15 protein-coding genes and 1 pseudogene are annotated in these 18,056 nt (G+C 33.6%); 10 read left to right on the top strand and 6 right to left on the bottom strand.

What is annotated here, in order from left to right; translation table 11 throughout:
* Positions 1-4: 4 nt before the first annotated feature.
* The 6 genes and pseudogenes from ACLGLP_RS07845 to ACLGLP_RS07820 form a co-directional block, all read right to left on the bottom strand.
* On the bottom strand, positions 5-1,090 hold the full coding sequence (locus tag ACLGLP_RS07845) for a D-alanyl-D-alanine carboxypeptidase family protein (RefSeq protein ID WP_492112726.1): 1,086 nt from the start codon (positions 1,088-1,090) through the stop codon (positions 5-7).
* A gap of 646 nt (positions 1,091-1,736) precedes the next feature.
* Complete coding sequence (locus ACLGLP_RS07840; protein ID WP_492112725.1) at positions 1,737-2,708, bottom strand: hypothetical protein; 972 nt, start codon at positions 2,706-2,708, stop codon at positions 1,737-1,739.
* Between the two features lie 70 nt (positions 2,709-2,778).
* Positions 2,779-3,531: a complement resistance protein TraT gene (locus ACLGLP_RS07835; RefSeq protein ID WP_492112724.1), complete on the bottom strand. Its 753-nt coding sequence runs from the start codon at positions 3,529-3,531 to the stop codon at positions 2,779-2,781.
* Positions 3,532-3,561: 30 nt separating this feature from the next.
* Positions 3,562-4,203 carry a hypothetical protein gene (locus tag ACLGLP_RS07830; protein WP_492112723.1) on the bottom strand — a complete coding sequence of 214 codons (642 nt, stop codon included), beginning with the start codon at positions 4,201-4,203 and terminating at the stop codon, positions 3,562-3,564.
* A gap of 12 nt (positions 4,204-4,215) precedes the next feature.
* Complete coding sequence (locus ACLGLP_RS07825) at positions 4,216-5,811, bottom strand: IS200/IS605 family accessory protein TnpB-related protein (RefSeq protein ID WP_492112722.1); 1,596 nt, start codon at positions 5,809-5,811, stop codon at positions 4,216-4,218.
* Positions 5,780-6,386 (bottom strand): annotated as a pseudogene (locus ACLGLP_RS07820) (IS607 family transposase). The gene ACLGLP_RS07825 and the pseudogene ACLGLP_RS07820 overlap by 32 nt, the downstream one beginning before the upstream one ends.
* Before the next feature lie 186 nt (positions 6,387-6,572).
* Between ACLGLP_RS07820 and ACLGLP_RS07815 the strand changes: the two are divergent.
* From ACLGLP_RS07815 to cmr4, 10 genes are all read left to right on the top strand, one after another.
* Positions 6,573-6,995 carry a hypothetical protein gene (locus tag ACLGLP_RS07815; protein WP_492112721.1) on the top strand — a complete coding sequence of 141 codons (423 nt, stop codon included), beginning with the start codon at positions 6,573-6,575 and terminating at the stop codon, positions 6,993-6,995.
* Complete coding sequence (locus ACLGLP_RS07810; protein WP_492112720.1) at positions 6,996-7,688, top strand: hypothetical protein; 693 nt, start codon at positions 6,996-6,998, stop codon at positions 7,686-7,688.
* A gap of 123 nt (positions 7,689-7,811) precedes the next feature.
* Positions 7,812-8,582: a hypothetical protein gene (locus tag ACLGLP_RS07805; protein ID WP_492112719.1), complete on the top strand. Its 771-nt coding sequence runs from the start codon at positions 7,812-7,814 to the stop codon at positions 8,580-8,582.
* On the top strand, positions 8,566-10,065 hold the full coding sequence (locus tag ACLGLP_RS07800) for an SAVED domain-containing protein (RefSeq protein ID WP_492112718.1): 1,500 nt from the start codon (positions 8,566-8,568) through the stop codon (positions 10,063-10,065). The genes ACLGLP_RS07805 and ACLGLP_RS07800 overlap by 17 nt, the downstream gene beginning before the upstream one ends.
* Positions 10,066-10,112: 47 nt before the next feature.
* Positions 10,113-11,489 carry a type III-B CRISPR module RAMP protein Cmr1 gene (gene cmr1 / locus ACLGLP_RS07795; RefSeq protein WP_492112717.1) on the top strand — a complete coding sequence of 459 codons (1,377 nt, stop codon included), beginning with the start codon at positions 10,113-10,115 and terminating at the stop codon, positions 11,487-11,489.
* Positions 11,473-11,862: an HI0074 family nucleotidyltransferase substrate-binding subunit gene (locus ACLGLP_RS07790; protein ID WP_492112716.1), complete on the top strand. Its 390-nt coding sequence runs from the start codon at positions 11,473-11,475 to the stop codon at positions 11,860-11,862. The genes cmr1 and ACLGLP_RS07790 overlap by 17 nt, the downstream gene beginning before the upstream one ends.
* Positions 11,859-14,687 carry a type III-B CRISPR-associated protein Cas10/Cmr2 gene (gene cas10, locus ACLGLP_RS07785; RefSeq protein ID WP_492112715.1) on the top strand — a complete coding sequence of 943 codons (2,829 nt, stop codon included), beginning with the start codon at positions 11,859-11,861 and terminating at the stop codon, positions 14,685-14,687. The genes ACLGLP_RS07790 and cas10 overlap by 4 nt, the downstream gene beginning before the upstream one ends.
* A gap of 2 nt (positions 14,688-14,689) precedes the next feature.
* Entirely contained in the window at positions 14,690-15,793 is a 1,104-nt protein-coding gene (cmr3, locus tag ACLGLP_RS07780; RefSeq protein ID WP_492112714.1) for a type III-B CRISPR module-associated protein Cmr3, read from the top strand.
* On the top strand, positions 15,790-16,956 hold the full coding sequence (locus ACLGLP_RS07775; RefSeq protein WP_492112713.1) for a putative CRISPR-associated protein: 1,167 nt from the start codon (positions 15,790-15,792) through the stop codon (positions 16,954-16,956). The genes cmr3 and ACLGLP_RS07775 overlap by 4 nt, the downstream gene beginning before the upstream one ends.
* On the top strand, positions 16,949-18,043 hold the full coding sequence (gene cmr4, locus ACLGLP_RS07770; RefSeq protein ID WP_492112712.1) for a type III-B CRISPR module RAMP protein Cmr4: 1,095 nt from the start codon (positions 16,949-16,951) through the stop codon (positions 18,041-18,043). Before ACLGLP_RS07775 ends, cmr4 begins: the two co-directional genes overlap by 8 nt.
* Positions 18,044-18,056 lie beyond the last annotated feature (13 nt).

Here is an 18,056-nt window from a genome sequence, read left to right as displayed (position 1 = left end):
ATCTCTAAGATTTGATATGTTTTTTAGATTTTAAATTTTTTACTACAAAAGTTCTTTTTTTTAACTTAACTATAATTTTTTTCTTATGAGCTCTTTTTTTAGAATACTCTTTTTTGTATTTTTTGTGAATTTTAGACTGGAGTTTTGGATATCTATATCCATTGCTTACTAACACACTGCTATTTACAACTGTGGTTAAATAAATTGGCGCTGCTTGATGAGTTAGAACTAATTTTGCAAAATTTATAAGATTTTTAGAATCCTTCCATAGAGAATCCCGTGTGGGAGCTCCTAATATAGAGGTTATAATTAATCTATCTTTTATGTAAACTCCGTTAACCAAACAATGTTTAGATAATCTTGTAAAACCTGTTTTTCCTCCAATTACATTTTCCTCTCCCAATTCTGGATCACCTAAAAGTTTATTAGTATTTTTAATAACTAAAGTTCTTCCATTTTCAGAAGTAATTATTTTTACAGGAGTATTTATGACTTCTTTTATAAAAGGATATTTCAAAGCTTCATAAAATATTATGGCAAGTTCATAGGGTGTGGTATACTGATCAGGAGCAGGTAATCCAGAGGCTGTAACAAAATGTGAATTTTTAAGACCAAGGCTATAAACCTTTTTATTCATTAAAATTGAAAAATTACTTTCTGAACCAGCTACAGCTTCGGCAAGAGCTACAGCTGCCTGATTGGAAGATTTCATAAGCATAAGATATAGAAGATCTTTTACTGTATAAACTTCGTTTTCGTATAATTTAGGAGCAATACTTGGTGTTTGAGCTGCATTTTTGGATATTCTAACTTTATCAGATAAAGAAAGGTGGTCAAGAACTACCATAGCTGTTACTAATTTTACAGTACTTGCAGGAGGAATTTTTAGATGAGGATTTTTAGCAAAAAGAACTTTACCTGTATTCCCATCTATAACTACAGCACCAATAGCATCTATATTAGGTATATTTGAATCTTCTGAAGCTATAACCAAATTTGTTGAATTTGTTAATAACAATATAAAAATTAATAAACTAAAAAAAAGCTTTTTCCACTTTTCTGAAAAATTCAAAAAATTTTTACAAAACATATAGAAATTTTATTTGGAATAAGATTTTTGTTTAAAATATCATAGAACTTTTTAAAAGTCAACTTTTAAAAATTGAAAAAAATTTAGAAAAAAATTAATAATTTATAGTTTTGTTTAAAAATTTTGAAAATTTTAATAATTTATTAAATTTTTATTAAATTTCACCAACTTAAATATAAATTACTTCCCCTATAAAGGTCTATCAAAACTTTTCTTCATAGAACTTAACTCTCACCACTTGTTAGGAGAAAAATAAAGTTTTTACTTGGAGACCTTCGGCAGGTTGTGAACCTATTTTTGCGTAAAAGCTACCTCTTTTGCGTAAGAAATACCCGTTGTAATCGTAAAAACTGCAAAGGCTGTAATAATGTGTAAAAAATCTTTTTCATTTTGTTTCCGTTTTTTAATTCTTAGTATAACAAAAATAGTAGATAAATCAATTAAGCAGAAAAAAATCTCTTTAGAGGAGGGGAAGGTAAAAAAATTACATAAGAGGATAGAAAGAGAAAGATGCTATTTAATTGTCAAAGAGCTTAACCTAAAAACTCTCTTAAAACTGCCAACTTTAAATTTTTTACATCACTTTTTTTAAAAAAATCAAGTTCTACACTTACCAGTTATCACTCCTACATAAATGGAGGTTTATTTAATCTTTCTTTAACAAACCCCTCAAACCAAGTTCTCTTCTTAACCAGTTAAAGGGCTCTTCTGAATAGAACAACCTAAAAATAATCCAATTAACTTGATAAGGATGCAATTTTAAGTTTTCATCAAGTTTGAAAAGTTTTTGGTCGTATGAGTACTTTAATTCTCCTGTAAAAAGAAAACCAAGTATTGAAACTCCTTCTTTGTGAATTATCTCAAGGTCTTCATCTGAAAAGTAAACAATTTTTTCAGGCTCTTTATATGTTTTTTCAATCTCTTTCCCGGTGGAAGGGTCTTTATATAAAATTTTTCTTTCTATTACGGGAAGCTTTTCATAAGTAAAGTCAAAGGACTTTTCAAGATGAAACCTGGGACAAATAATACTATTTTCGTTTATTTTACAGAAAAGAGCTTTTGTTTCATAGCCAGAGAGATACTTTTTGGAAAATTCTTTAAAGGCTTTGTTACAGGGTTCTCCCCAAGGTTTATCAAAGGCAAGGTATTTTACATCAAGACCATCCTTTACCTTAAGGTCAAAAAAGTAGGCAGGAAAGTCCCAGGAAAAAACCCGTAATGCATAATCCTTTCTAAGAAAGCCATAAGAGCAGGCATAATTTCCAAGAAAGAGCACCAAGTGGTCAAGCTCTTCTACCTTCTTTGCAGGAAAAACATAATACCTATAGCAGACCTTATTAAAAAGCTCCTTATCAGTAATATAGGCTTTAAGAGTCTCTTTGAAAAAGTTTTTCTCTTCTGGTGAAAGATTCCTGTAGGTCACATTGAAATTTTTGGCTTCAATAAATTTTCTCAATTTATCTTGAGCTTCAGAAATTTTTTTAACAAGGTTTTCACATTCCTCAAATGAAAACTTTATTGTATCAGCTTTTACTTCAGAAACCTTATAAAAAAGTGAGAGTAAAAAGAATAAAAGTAAGAGAAAATAACTTTCTTTTTTAAAAACACCCTTTTTCATAGGCTAAACCTCCTGCGAGCTGGAATGTAAAAAAGGAGGGAAGGGATCCCTCCTGAAAGGAGTTAGAGAATTAAAAAATTTCTGCGACCTGAGTAGCAAGTTTTTCAGCAATGACTGGTGCTGCCTCTTCTTTCTTCAAGTTCGTCTTTATAGCGGTTGCGGCAATTCTTGTGCGATAGGTCTGATAATTGGTCTTCACTTCCTGAGTTGTAACGAGAGTGGTAGAAGTGCCCTGTTTGGCCTCAGTGCGAAGTTCTCCAACCATGGGTTTATCAGTCTTTTCCTGCAACTGCACATCAATTACTCCAGCATAGGTCTCAATCTTTATGGCAGACCCAATTACAGCGCCTCCCACATATCCAAGGGCAGCTCCTGCTGCAGCAAGAATTAGAGCCTCAACATCCCTTCCACCTCCTGCCCCAGCTCCTGCAAGTGCACCAACTACAGCTCCAGTTGTAGCACCTCCTTTTGCCCCAGTCTTTCTATAATAATCCATGTAAAGAATATTTATTTGAAGAATGTAGCCTGCCTCAAGGGGATTTTCAACAATCTGATAACCCTTGGCCTTAAGCTTTTCAACGAGCCTTGTTTTGACCATTTCAGGATTGACTTCTTGAAGGTCTGAGGTGTTTCTCACCTCCACATAAATGGTTTTGTTTTGCGCCCTTTTTACCGGGTCAAGAAAAATAGTATCAGTCATTTTTAGCCCCACCCTTAAGTCCCTGTGTTCAATAGCTTCAGGAATGGTTGCACACCCTGAGAGCTGGAAAATTAAGATAGCAAGAAGTAGATAAGTCAAAAGAAGTTTAACCCTCACAGACATAGCAACCCCTCCCTTTTAACTAAATTCTCTTTATTTAGCTGTAATCTTTCCTTTAAGAGGAATCTCCATAACAAGGTCTTGAGAGCCTTTAAACTCAAGAACAAGCTTATATCCATCAAGGGACTCTGTATTCTCGGGAACTTCAAAATAAAGATATCCACTTGCGATGTCTCGTGCGTTAATCATTGAAGCTTTAAATTGTTTATTTACTAAGTCTTGGAATATTTTTTCGTTAACCGAGGCAGAGTGAGCAGCAGAGATTCCAGCTCCAATTGGTCCAGCAAGTAATAACCAACCAACAGCCCTTCCAACCACACCTTTTTTCACACTATCAGCTGCCTTATTGGCATCAAGCTGAGAAAATACTTTTCCATCTGAAGACTTTAAGTACACTTTACTTAAAGTGTAGGAGTTTGGAGAGAGATTGGTCACTGTGACATGAATTGGGACAAAGCCTTTTCTTGCAAGGTCATCCCTGTCAAAGATTCTCTTTGCATCTTCCTTGGAAACTACAGGCACTGCAAGGACCTTAAGTTCTCCTTTCTCCTGACTGACTGCATAGGGATGCTCAGGTGTAGGATTAAAACTCTGGGTTGTATAGCTGGCACAACCTGAAAGTAGACTTAAGGCAAGCATCAAAGTAGCACCTTTTTTGATAAAATCCTTTTGCATAGCACCACCTGGTTATCCAAACTGCACATTAGTGAGCTGTGCAGTCGTCCCTGCACCAGGTACAGGAACTCGTCTCTTCACCACCCTCTCCCACTTCCCCTCAACCAATACCGGTTTGAGGGGAGAGAAGTCTCTTGCAAAAGACTTCCCAAGGAAAGGGAAGGTGAGGACTGCCCTGAGAACTCTCCAGCTTTTTTGTCCCTCAACGGGACCCCTCACAGGCTTGTTCCCTCCAGAGGCCTGATGTTGGGAAGCTAGATCACTCTCAGGGCTTTTTAATCTTTCAATTTCTTTCCTTACGATCTTTATATCAAAGTTTATTTTCTTAAGCTCTTCTTTTATTGGATTTTGCTTCCACTTGTTGGTTTCTTTTCTTAATTTTTCCTTTAATTCTTCTTTTCTCTCTTCCAACCTGTATAAGCAATACATCAAAAAGTCTTTCCTATTTAAAAGTTTTAAATAGTTTTCAGGTATCTCTTCTCTAAATCCCATTCCTCTTCTACCTATTACGAATGCTCCTGCCACGTCCTTATCAATGCCGTATTGTGGAGCATACTTAAGTTCCCCTATTACTGAAGTAAATGCAGGATCTACTTTGATAACCTCTATTCCACTTCTTTTTGCTAGAACTTCTATCTTCTCAAGTATTCCCCTGTAGATAAACTGCTGTAACCTCTTTCTCAGTTTCCTTCTTACGTCTCCCCTGCTTCCTTTAGGTATTTTTCTGAGATTTTCTATTACAATTGCTCTTTGCTTTTCTTTGGCTAAGTTGACGATACTGTGAGCTACTTTCCAGGAAAGTATTTCCCTCTCCCCTTTGCTCTTATCTATAAGACAATCTAAACTTATCTTTCCATAGCTTTTGAGGTTTCCATCTTTACCTACTTCTGCATAAGCCAGGTGAAAGGGGCTTGCATTTACGTCTATTCCTATAACTCCACTCTCTTTCGTTATTTCTACTTCTGGTAGTTTCTCTTCAAAGCTTACAAATGCATAAATTTTTCCATTCCTCTTCTTAAGCTCAACCGAATAAGGAACGTAATTTTTTGTGGCTTCTCCAATGAGAAGAATCTCAATAAAGTTAACCCACTTATCTCTGTCCGCTCTTCCTTTCTGAACATTTCTGTAAACCTTTGCGTATACGTAATTTCCCTTACCCGTATTAATCCTTAAGCATAGCTCTCCCTCTATGAAAACAAATCTCAGGTTTAAGTTTCCTTTTTTTGCTCTGTCTCCTCTTGAATATGTCGTTCCCTGTCTTTTCTCTTTCCACTTTTTTCTTAACTCCTCTAACCTTTTCCCTGTTAGATGCCTTTTGTGGAGTTTTTCAAATAACTCCCTTCCTCCAAACACGACCTTTTTCGGATTCTGTCCTCTCTCTTTACAGCCCTTTAAAGACTCATTAGCCTTCATTATGGCATCGTCACAGTATCTTGAATTGAGGGGAAATACTGATTGCAGATGTTTTTTCAGTTCTTTTCTTTCCCACCCTTCAAGAAGCCTGTTGTATGCATATCTCGTACAGGACGAAAAATTTCGCATAAGCTCCAATACTTCTTCCTCTTCTTTTGTCTTTCTAAATCCCAGTCGGGAGGATAGCGTTATCATTTCGCTTTTTCCCTCCAAGTGAACCGTAAACTCTTGCCGCAAAAGAGGTAACTATTGCTATTAAATCTTCTGCAAGTTCTTTAGTTCTATCCTCTTCGTTTTCCTCACCATTCAAAACTATCAACTCCACTCCAAAGCTTTCGAAGAAAAACTTAAGATACTCATACCCAAACCTTGCAAGTCTATCAGGGTATTCAACACTACTTTTTCCACCTCTCCCCTTTTTACCATGTTAAGAAGCTTTCTGAGCTGTCTTCTGTTCTCGTTTACTCCGCTTGCTATCTCTGAAATAACTTCGTAGTTCCATCCTTTTGACTTTGCAAAGTTTTCAAGTCTCCTTATCTGGTTAGTGAGGTAATCTTTCTGCTTTTTCGTGGAAACTCGAGCATAAAGAACTACTCTGGGCCTGGGGTTTTCTTCAAGTATACCGAGTAAATTCTCTACGTCTTCCTTTTTGTATCTTCTCTTGCCTCCAGGTGTTTTTATAGACTTAAGAAGTCCTCTTTTTCCCAGTTCAAGAGTGTATTCCTGTGAATGCCGTAAAGCTCTTTTACTTTTTGTGCAGTTAATAACATTGATAACAATTATAATATAACTGTACAGTTTTGTCAACAAATTATCAACTGTTGTCAGCTCCTCCTTTGGTATTTTTACTATTTTATATAATTAGATTTTTTCTGAAAATCTGACATTTTGGATCTTGCCTATGGAAATCATTTGAATATAATATCCTAAGAAATAACACTTATTAAGAGGACCCTTTGAAAAGGATTGCTGAGCTTCCTTTTAAAAAGCTTTTGCCCCGCCTAAGTGAAGGTAAAAAGTTTCTCGGAATTCTTAACAGACCAATTCTTCAAGAATTTGAAAAAACCTTTGCGGTTGACCTTGGCACAAAAAAGGGAAGAAGATTTAGACCCTGTATTTTTTGGAAGGATTCAAAGAGGGACTTTGTTTTCGTATTCTTGACCTCTCTCCCCACCATTAACTTTGTTAATCTTAATCTTTGTCCTGAAAAGAAAAGGCGCTGCAAAGAATTCCATTTTTACGATTTTTCCTTTATATTGTTAAATAGAGAAAGAAAAATTCCAGAGATTAAATTAAAAAGACTTGATTTGATTGAAAAAATCTATTTTTGTGGTCCCTGTGAAGACCTTGACTTTCTTGAAGAGTTTTTTAAAAAATAAATGAAGGATTTAAAGCCACAAATTGAAAAACTTTTACAAAATCAATTAAGCCAAAAGGAGTGGGAGAGCTTTTTAAAAACTCTGCAAAAATTGATTAAACGGGTTTTCAATCAAGCCTTTACTCCTCAAATAGAAAAGCTTTTTATAAAATACTATGGATCTGACTACTTAGATGACCTCTCTCAGGAAGTAATAAAACGATTGCTTTTATATAAAGAAACCCTTTTGAAACTTGATTTTCTTAACGAGCTTTATCTCATGCGAACCATTTCCAATGTTATTTACCTTCACCTTTCTTCAGAGTTCAAGCTGATTGAGAAAGAAAAGAATCTTGAAGAATTAGCAACTAATGATCCAGAAGAAGGGGAAGAGATTAATTTTCTTGAGAGTTTCTCTCCTGTTTTTGTGAACTATCTCTGTGAGTTAAAAATTCAGGACCTTTTGGTAAGGCTTGATGAGGCTTTAAATGAGAAAGAAAAGGAAACTCTCTGTCTATATCTTCTTAAACTTTATGAAAAGGCAAAAGGGTTTAGTAAAAAAGAGATGAATTTACATTATAAAAGATGGGAGAGGCTTAAACCTAAGTTGAAAGAACTCCTTGCTGATCTTGATTTGGAGGACCAGCAAGAGGTTTCAGAATTTTGGGAGAGGGTTTTGTCAGAAATTTGCAAAAAAGGTGGTTATGTTAAATAGTAGAGAAATGGTGGAGACGGTGAAATTGCATAAAAATTAAGGATTGTCATGGTTAGCAAGATTAATAAAGGAAAAAGTAAACAGTCTGTTCTTCGGGATATACTTAAGGATATGAGGGTTTTGATGAAGGATTTTAAAATTTTTGAAGTTAGCAAAAAAACTTCTCCTGAACCTTATCAATTAAGGCGTCTTTCTGCCACTTATCCCCTTTACTTTGTTCTTTTAGAGAAAACCCAGTTTTATCAGGAATTCATTTATATGTGTATGCCCTTTTCTGAGGATATAGAGTTGAGTTTTATTAATAAGGATACTCCTATGTTGCAAATTCCGCGTCAAAGGACGCTTATTGCCGGTCTTCCCTTTTGGGTCTATCTGACAGAAGAGTTTTTAGAAAAGTATACTGAATTGATTGGTACTTTACCACAGGGTAATATTGAGAAATTTAAAGAATTTGCCGAAAACACTCCTCTTGAAAAAATTACAGGCACAACCAAGGAATATCTTGAGGACTTAATGCGTCTTCTCGCTCCTTTTAACACCGCAAGTCTTTTCACAGCCCTTGAAGATCTTGAGGCTTATTGGGAGGCTCCTCAAGAGATTTCTTTTGATTTTAAGGCTGCAGAAGACCTTGCTGAATACGCCTATGCCCTTGCTGCCTCATCTAAAAAGGTCTTTAGAGGAAAGAACTGGTTTGGCATTGTGGAAGAGTCCCCTGAAAACAAGGCCATTTTAACTCTTTATTTACCTGTGGAAGCCGTGGGCAAAAAAGTGGTGATTAAGCTGAAGGGTCATCTCCTCTTTGAGGGGCTTCTTGAAAAAGACAAACTAAAAATTGAGCTTCCTCTTTTACCAAATTATACCTTTTTGGAGGAGCATCTTGAGGTTCAGATTTGATGCCTTTGAAGAGGAGCACTTTCTTGAATTTTTAAAACAGAGTCTTTTTGATGACTTAATAGAGGAGGTTTTAGCCTACTTTTACCACTTTTCTCCAAAGATTCAGCTTGAGCTCATTCTTTATCTAAGAGAAAGGTTTAAGGATGAGCTTTCCCCAAGGGTGCTTTCTCGTGCCTTAAAAATAGACTATGAGTCTTCAGAAAAGATTCTTCAAGGAGAAGCCAGAATTTTTCCCATTCTTCTTATTGAGCCCTCTTTTAGTTATCCTTTTAAAGTTAAGGAATCAAGGGCTCTTGTTATACCCCATACCAAAAAACTCATTACCAATCTCCCTGAAATTAAGAAAAAACTTCAGGTGATTAAGAAGCTTATAGAAAAGAACTTTGCCGTCTTTTTTGAAGACCATTTCACCGGAGAAAGCTTTCAATTACCACTGCTTGTTTCTCTTGCCGTAAAAACCACGCCTCCAAGACATCTTCGTTTTACTGGAAAGGTTAACTCAAAAGGAATGATTCTTCCTGTTGACCATGAGACTGAAAAAGAAAGGTACTGCAAAGAAAGGGGGCTTACTCTTATAAGTCCAGTAAAAGTGAAAAACTTTGAGACTATTAAAGCTTATCTTGAAAGAGACTCCTGGGACCTTCCTTTCTATGTAACCTCTTCAGGGCAAGAAGAATTTAGCTCCTTCTTTAATGCCTGCGAGTTTGAAAAAGAATATGGGAGGCTGTCTTTTCTTGATGGTCTTGAATTATTCTATAATTTGAAAAAAGAAGATTTTTTCTTAATCACGGGAAAACTTAGCAAAAAAGAGGATTGGGAGACCTTTGCCAGGATTTTTTATAATAAAATTCAGTATTTAAAAAATAATCTTCCAGGTGGCAAGGTTTTTCATCTTGGGATAAGAGGAGCAGTTGCTTTTGCCTTTTCCCTTGGCATTCTTTTCTCACATTTTGACCCCTTTATCTTTTATCACTATCAGACCCTTGAGGGACGCCCTGGCTATCATCCTATTCAAGTTACCTCTCCCCGAATTCTAAAAATGCGTTTAAACAAATACGAATACCTGAAACCCTATTATGAAGAACAGGGAGACGAACTTGTGGTGATTTTCAATTTTTCTCATCACGAGCCTCTTGCAGATGTCAGAAAATATATCCTTGAAAGGGTTGAAAATCCATCTTTTGCCGTTTTGGAAACAGAATACAAGGGGAATCTTCCTGTTTCAGCTTTTCTTAAGGTTTCAGCTGAGGCTGCAAGCTATCTTCAGGACCTAAGACGAGAGCGCTCCTTTACAAGATTCCATTTCTTCTTTTCCTGCCCTGTTGCCATAGCCTTTCTCGTAGGGCTTGCCTTTGGTCATTATGCAGATGGCATGATTTATAATTACGAAAAAGAAGAGGGTTTATATAAACCAGTTTTGGAACTCAAAACCTTAAGAGAAATTAGAGAAGAGATGTCAGAAAGGGACAAAAAAGGTGATTAAATATAAAAGAAAAGAAAGAATTTGGGATATGATGAGGAGGAATAAAGATGTATTCAATTAAATTTGAATGTGAAGTTATAACCCCTATGTTTATGGCTGGGGCAGATGGAAAAACTCCAGAACTTAGAACTTCAGAATTTAAAGGGATGATGCGATGGTGGTGGAGGGCAATTAAGGCGGAAGATGATATTGATAAATTAAGAGAAGAAGAAGCTAAAATTTTTGGTGGAACAGGGGAAAAAGAAGGAAGAAGTAAAGTTAAGATAAAAGTCTTTTGTAGTAACTTAGAAAGCAATATAGGAAATAACTTAAAATTGGATTATAATTTAAACTGGAGATTCGATAAAACCTCTAATTCTCTTATAGGGGAAGACGCTGGTATAGGATATTTACTCTACTCCACTGTTTTATTAAATCGAGAAAGAAGTTATATCAAGCCTGGATATCTCTTTGAATTAAAGCTTTCCTCTTTTACCAAAAATGAATTCAAACAAGCACTCGCGGCCTTATGGCTTTCAATTTATCTTGGCGGTTTTGGAACAAGGGCAAGGAGGGGAGGAGGGAATATAATTGTTTTAAACAATCCTGAAAATGATTTTGGACTTGATTTCATTACTAAAGGGAACACTTCAAAAGAGATTGCCAATTGGATAATAGAAAATCTTAAAAAAGCCTGCAAAATGATTACAGGCGACGAAAAGCCAGAAAAATTTGCAGTATCTTATTCAAATCTAAGTTTTTCAAGATTTATTATTAGCAAGAAAAATTTTACTTCATGGAGTGAGGCATTACATGATATTGGAAAAATCTTTATGGATTTCAGAACCAGACACAAAAAAGAAATCTTTGATTCAGCGGTTTTTGGATTGCCAGTGCTCCACAGAAGTTCTGATACAATAGTTTTAGGTGGTAATTTTGATAAAAATAATAAAATAAAAGAAAAAATTGAAAGAAGAAGCTCACCTCTTTGGATTAAGGTTATAAAATCGCAGGGGAAATTTTACTGGATGGTTTTAAGATTGTCTGGAGAATTTCTTGAAGAGGGGAAAGTTTTATTAAATGTGGAAAGAAAAAATTCAACTATTAAAGATTCACAAAAGCCTGATTATAGATTGATAGATGAGTTCTGGAATGTCCTGAAAAACGATTATGGAGAAGAATTTATCCTATCAAAACCTAAGGTTCTTGATAACATTATAGAAAAAATTAAAAAAGAGACAAATCCTAAAAAAATTATCCTTTTTGGGTCAAGGGCAAGAGGAGATGCTTATAAAAAATCGGATATTGATATAGCAGTGGATATTGACAGACCTTTGAGTTTTCCTGAACTAAACATTGACATTGTTAACTTAAATAAAGTTGACCAGAAATTGCATGAAAAAATAAAAAAAGAAGGGGTTATTATTTATGAGAGAAAGGGTTAAAAGATATTTTGAAGATTTTGAAAAGGCTTTAAAAAATCTTGATGAAGCAGTAAATATAGCAAGTACAGACATAGAAATAGATGGAGCTATTAAAAGGTTCGAACTTTGTTACGAGATCTCATGGAAACTTATCAAAGAATGGCTTGCAGACAAAGGTATAATATGCAAAAACCCCAGAGATTGTTTCAAGTATGCTTATGAAAACAATCTAATTAAAGATGAGAAGATTTGGCTTGAAATGATTGAGGATAGAAATGAACTAGTTCATACTTATGCCTCGGAAGAATCAAGAATTATATTTGAAAGAATAAAAGAAAATTATCTTGAGGCTTTTAAGGAACTTTACAAAATTATTAAGGGAGAAAAGTCATGAAAGAAGATAAAAATATTTTTCCAAAAAAACTTAAAGCCTTTCTCCACGACCCGATTGATAAATGTTTAGATATTAAAGATCACGAAAATAGAGCCCGAAAATACGCAGAGAAACTTGGTATAAGTGATATTGAAGAAGCTGTCGGGCCTGACCATATTGCATCTTGTATGGAAAGGAGTTTGCTTCCAAAGGAAAAGGTTTATCAGGACTTTAACGAAATTAGGCATCCATTAAGTGAAAAAGAAATAAAAATTTCAATATCAGAAAATAATAAAAAAGAAATTTTTCAGATAACTGAAAATGTTTTTGAAAGCATTGGTGAAAAAGTCTCATCTTTAAATGATAAACAGAAATTTTTATATTTATGGAGAAATTTGCAAGAGGAGTTAATTGAAAAATCAAAAGGTCAATCTTGGCGAAAATATTTGTCAGTACTTCCAGCAGATACAAGAATTCCTGACCATTCTATATGGGAGCACCTAAAAATAACATCAGCAGTTAATGCTTGGTTTGATAAAGAAACTGATTTACTAATTCAAAATAACTCACTTTTTTTATTTACTATTGGACCTGTGCAATTTTTTATCTCTCAGGCAAGAAAGACTCAGGATTTTTATATGGGAAGTTTTATCCTTTCATTTCTTACTTTTAAAGCGATGGAGGTTTTAATAGAAAAATTTGGCCCAACAAACATAATTTATCCAGACTTATATAGACAACCGCTAATGGACTGGTGGATGCAAAAAAATTTAAAAATAGCAGTGAAAGAATATAAAGAATCTGACCTACAACTTCCAACTATCCCGAATAGATTTGTTGCTTTAATACCTGAAAATGATTGTGGAGAAATCAAAAATCTTGCGAATGAGATGAAGAAGAAAATTAAGGAAACTATAAATTCTGCTAAAGATATCATTTTTAAGGAACTCAAAATCAATCAGCAATTTACAAAGGAAATTAATGAAAAAATCAATTCTCAACTCTCCGAATTTCCTGAAATATACTGGGTTGCTTTACCTTGGAAAATTAAAGGTAGAGATGTTTCTTATGACGATTTAAAGGTTTTGTTTGAAGAAAAAATAATAAAGCGACATAAAGAATTATGGGATTTTGCTAATGAGTCTATAGAAAAAGATGGCAAAAAAGAACCCAAAAATGTTGAATGTTTTCCAAATGTAGGGCTATTATATGAACTTTTATATTCTGCCCTTGAGAAATTAATGGGAGCAAGAAAAAATTTAAGATTGTTTAAACAGTATGAGAAAGGAATGGAAGAAAAAGGTAGAAAGTGTAGTGTTTGTGGGGAAAGAGATGTAGTTTTCTTCTGGGAGAGTAAAAACAAAATAAAATTTACAAGTTTTAATACAATTGCTGTTGATTTGACAGAATCTATAGATCCTAAATTTCTTTCAGATGGTGAAGGTTTATGCGCAATTTGTTTTTTAAAAAGGACTTTTGAATTATATCTTAAGAAAGAAATTTCGGAGAGTGTATTTGATAAACTAACTTTTCCTTCAACTGCTGAAATTGCGTGTGCGGATTGGAAAGAGAAGGCAATACTCCAAGCAAAGGATGAATTTAGAAGGTATGTAGAGAAATTGAAAGAAAGTTTAAAGAATAAATTCTTAAAAGTAGAACCCCTTCCTAAACCGAAAGAAAAATTTAAAGATATAGAAAACCCTGATGGACAATATTTCTATGAAGAAAATATAACTCAAAGGTATTTTGAAAAGGAACTAGGAATTTCACTGAGTGTGGATGAAATTAAGCAATTGAAAGAACATTTAAAGGCACTTTATAACAAAATAGATAAACCCAAATCATATTACGCTATTATACACCTTGATGTAGATAATATGGGAAAATGGCTTTCTGGAGAATTCTTGCCTAATATTCAATACGCTTATAATTCTGAAACATGGACAAAGATGTCTGAAGAATTTAAGAAAAAGTTAAATGAGATTTTATCTCGAAAGCTACTAACTCCAGCAATTCATGCTTCAATATCAACAGCCCTGAGAAATTATGCCCTTGAATTTGTGAGGAAAATAGTTGAAGAAGACCATCTTGGTAAACTTGTCTATGCTGGTGGTGATGATGTCCTTGCGTTTGTAAATTTGAAGGATCTGTTTGAAGTTATGGATAAATTAAGATGGGCTTTATCAGGAAATATAAAAATTGAAAATGGAAGAATAATAGTAAATTCAGAAAAAGGATATTTGATTGAAAGCAGTGGATTTGTTGAAAAAGACGAAAAATTTATTCTAACTATGGGACCCAAGGCTACTGCATCAGCAGGGGTTGTAATTGCTCATTATAAGACCCCCCTTCAAATTGTTATAAGAAAAGTTTTTGAAATGGAGAAGAAAGCAAAAGAGAATGGTAAAGACGCTTTTGCGATATGTTTAATGAAGCGTTCAGGAGAAGAAAGAGAAATAGTAGCTAAGTGGAGCTATGATGAAAACAATAAAAAAATTAACACCATTGAGTTAATTAATGAACTTGTAAATGCCTTTGATGAAAATAATAAAGATAAAGATAATAAAGAAGGATACATTGCAAAAGGTTTTATTCAAAAATTGGAGAGTGAATTTGTGCGAATGAAAAATGATAAAGGCGTATTTATTGGAACAGGGGCTATTTTTGATGTGGAACTTAAACGGCTTCTTGATAGGTCTTATAATGGCTCAAAAGAAAAGAAAAAAGATTTTATTGAAAGAAATTACCAGATAATGAAAAAGTTATTTTGGAAAACAGGAGGTAATATAGACAACTTTTTAAATATATGCAGACTTGCTACATTTATTTCCAAGGCGGAGGATTGATAATGTGGATAAAAATCAAGCCTAATGATACTTTGTTTTTTAGAACAGGAAGACCTTTTTCTATGGGTGATGACACATGGGCTGATTTTGTGTTTCCACCTTATCCCTCTACGATTTACGGAGCTATAAGAACATTTTTTATTTTTGAAAAAGGAAGTCTAAAAGAGTTTAAAGAAGAGAAATTTAAAGATGAGATTGGAACTACATCAAAAAAGGGGAGGTTGAAAGTTATAGGACCTTTCATTTACAATGAAAACAACAGTCTTATTTATTTTAAGCCTCCCTTTGACCTCGTAAAATTGAAAAATGGAGAGAAAGAAAACCAATTAATTCCCCTTGATTTGATTAACAAACCAGAGTTTTTTTATTCGGATGAATTTCCTTATGATAAAATTTTGGTTTTCAAAGGCGTTGAGCAAGCAGATGAGCCAGATGGATGGCTGGATCAGATAAATTTAAAGGAATATCTTGAAGGAAAATATGATGGGATATTTATTACTAAGGATAAAGAAATTTTTGAAAAAGAATTAAAAATCGGAATTGCGAGAGACAGAAAAAAATTTACTTCAAGGGAAGGACATCTTTACAGAATACCAATGCTACGACTAAAAAAAGATGTAGGTTTTCTTATAAAAATTCAAGGATTAAACAGTATTCCCAAGCGGGGTGTTTTCCAATTTGGAGGAGAAGGGAAAACAGTTTCTTATGAAGTATTAGATAAAAATCCAGTAAGAGAAATAGAAGATGTAGGATTTGAGTTGATAGATAATATGTTTAAAATTTATCTTGCAACCCCAGCTGTTTTTAATAAAGGGTGGTTACCAAGCTGGATTGACGAAAATAATTTAGAAGGGGAAAAAGATGGAATTAAGTTAAAACTTGTCGCATGTGCAATTGGAAAGTATTTAAGAGTTGGTGGTTGGGACATGGCTAATAACAAACCAAAACTTATGTACAAAGCTATCCCGGCAGGCAGTGTTTATTACTTTAAAGTTCTTAACGGTGCTGATTCTAAAAAAATAAAGGATGTATTTCATTTAAAGAACATTTCTGACATAAACCCTGAAGAAGGATTTGGATTAAGCTTGGTGGGGGTGGTAAGATGAAAAAAATAATAACAATGGTTGGGACTTCTTTATTTGAAAATTATTTTGAAAAAGAAAATAATGATTCTATTAAACATTTTTACGAAACATTAAAATCAAAAAGAAACAAAGATTGGGATAATGAAAAAAGTAGAATTGAAAAAATAAGAAATTTAATTCAAAATTGGATAGAGAAACAGAGGGACAAAAATAATGTCTCTGCAGAAATTAAAAGTCTTGTAAAGTTAAAAGAAGAATTAGACGATGACCTGGAGATTTACCTTCTCTGTTCAGACACTATATTAAGCAGGCTTGCTGGTGAGATTATCAAAGAGATTATTCCAGATATTGAAATTTTGAAGATTAAAGCTCAAGATGAAGTGAAATTGAAAATTATTGATGGTCTTCAAATATGGGATAGAAAAGAGTTTAATAAAGGTATGTCAAATCTAATAAGTGAGGTTTATTCTATAGCTCAAGAGAATTGGGATAATATTGTAATCAATATAACAGGAGGATATAAAGCCACCATTCCATATCTTACAATTATGGCGCAGTTAAATATGTGTCCAATTTATTATATTTTTGAAGAAACAGATGCCTTAATTAAAGTGCCTAATATTCCATTTTCTAAAAATTTATTAAATGTTAAAGAATTACAGAATTATGAGAGGGAACTTGAAATATTAAATAAAGGAGTGGTTGGAAGTCCTGAGTATGAAAGATTAAAATCATCAGATTTTTACTCTAATTTTAGTTTTCTAATTTGGGATGATGAAAAAGACAAGCTGTTAGAACTAAATCCTATAGGAAAAATCTTTTATGAAAGATATAAAGAGATGTTTTTCGTTTTTTACACTACGGAGAATTGCAAAAAGATATTGGAAAATGATATTGAAATAAAAGAACTATTTCATAAAAAATTTTCTAACAAAAATATAAGAGAAAGTAAGACAGAAATCAAAAATGGTCATTATGTTTATGACGATGGAGACAATAAAAAAAGAGTGTTCTATAAAAAAGCAAAAGAGAACAATACTGAAGTCATCTATGTTTATGAGATATTTAATGATCATGATAAATATGAAAGATTTTTAAGGGAAAACCCTTATTCAGAAGAAAAATATCAACAATACAAATTTGAAAAATTTAGAATAAAAAAGGAGGAGGTAAGTTATGTTTAAAGAAAAAAGAATACTTTTTTTGATTGCAGAAACTCCTGTCCATCCAGGAAGTGGAAGTGAAGTCGGAATTGTAGATTTGCCAATTCAGAGGGAAAGATATACTGAATTTCCAAAGATTGAGAGTTCAGGGCTAAAAGGGTGTATAAGGGAGGCTTTTGAGGGATATAGAGTGATTGAGAATAAGAAGGTTAAATTAATCAATAGTGATAAAGTAAAGAAACTTATAGAAAAATTTCCAGAAATTTCCGAGCCTTGGAAAATAAAGGTTAAAGATAAAAGTGGTAAGGAGATAGAAAAAAACAAAACTGATAAAGATGGAAATGAACTTATTAAATTTGATGAAGCCATATTTATTACTTTTGGTCCGGAAGACGAAGAGGCTCACGCTGGAGCTATGACTATAACTGATGCAAGGATTTTACTTTTTCCAATCAAGTCATTAAAAAGTGTTTTTGCCTGGATAACCTGTCCAATGGTTCTTGAAAGATTTAAGAGGGATTTGGAAATAGCTGAATTTAATGTTGATAAAATAAAAAATATAGACTTTTCCGATCTTAAAAATACTGTACCTGAGAAATCTTCGTTATTCGTCTCTGATGAATCTGATAAAATTGTCCTTGAAGAGTTCACCTTTGAAGTTAAAAAAGATAATTCCACAACCAAAATTGCTGAATTTCTTGCGGAAAATATTTTTCCTAATGAGGATTCATACAGATACTGGGTTGAAAAACTTAAAAAGGACTTAGTTATTTTATCTGATGATGATTTTACTCAATTTGTTAAAACTTCAACGGAAGTTGTAACGAGAATAAAAATTGATGATGTTACCGGAACTGTGCAAAGTGGTGCTCTATGGACTGAGGAGTATCTACCTCAGGATACGATTATGTATTCAGTCGTTATGTTTACTCAACCAAGGGTTGAAAACGACGACCAGAAGGGAATTTTTAAAGCAGATAAGCCCGAGGAGGAGGCAAGGCTTGTTGCAGAGTTTTTTGAGAAAGGTTTGCCTGAGGTTATTCAGATAGGTGGAAATCAGACAATCGGAAAAGGATTTATGAGAGTAAAAATCTATCCTGGAAAATAAACAGGGAGGTTAA

This window comes from Caldimicrobium sp. SLHALR3 (genome assembly GCF_058692735.1).
Note: the sequence above shows the minus strand (reverse complement) of the source record. Positions and strands in the feature narration are given on the sequence as shown.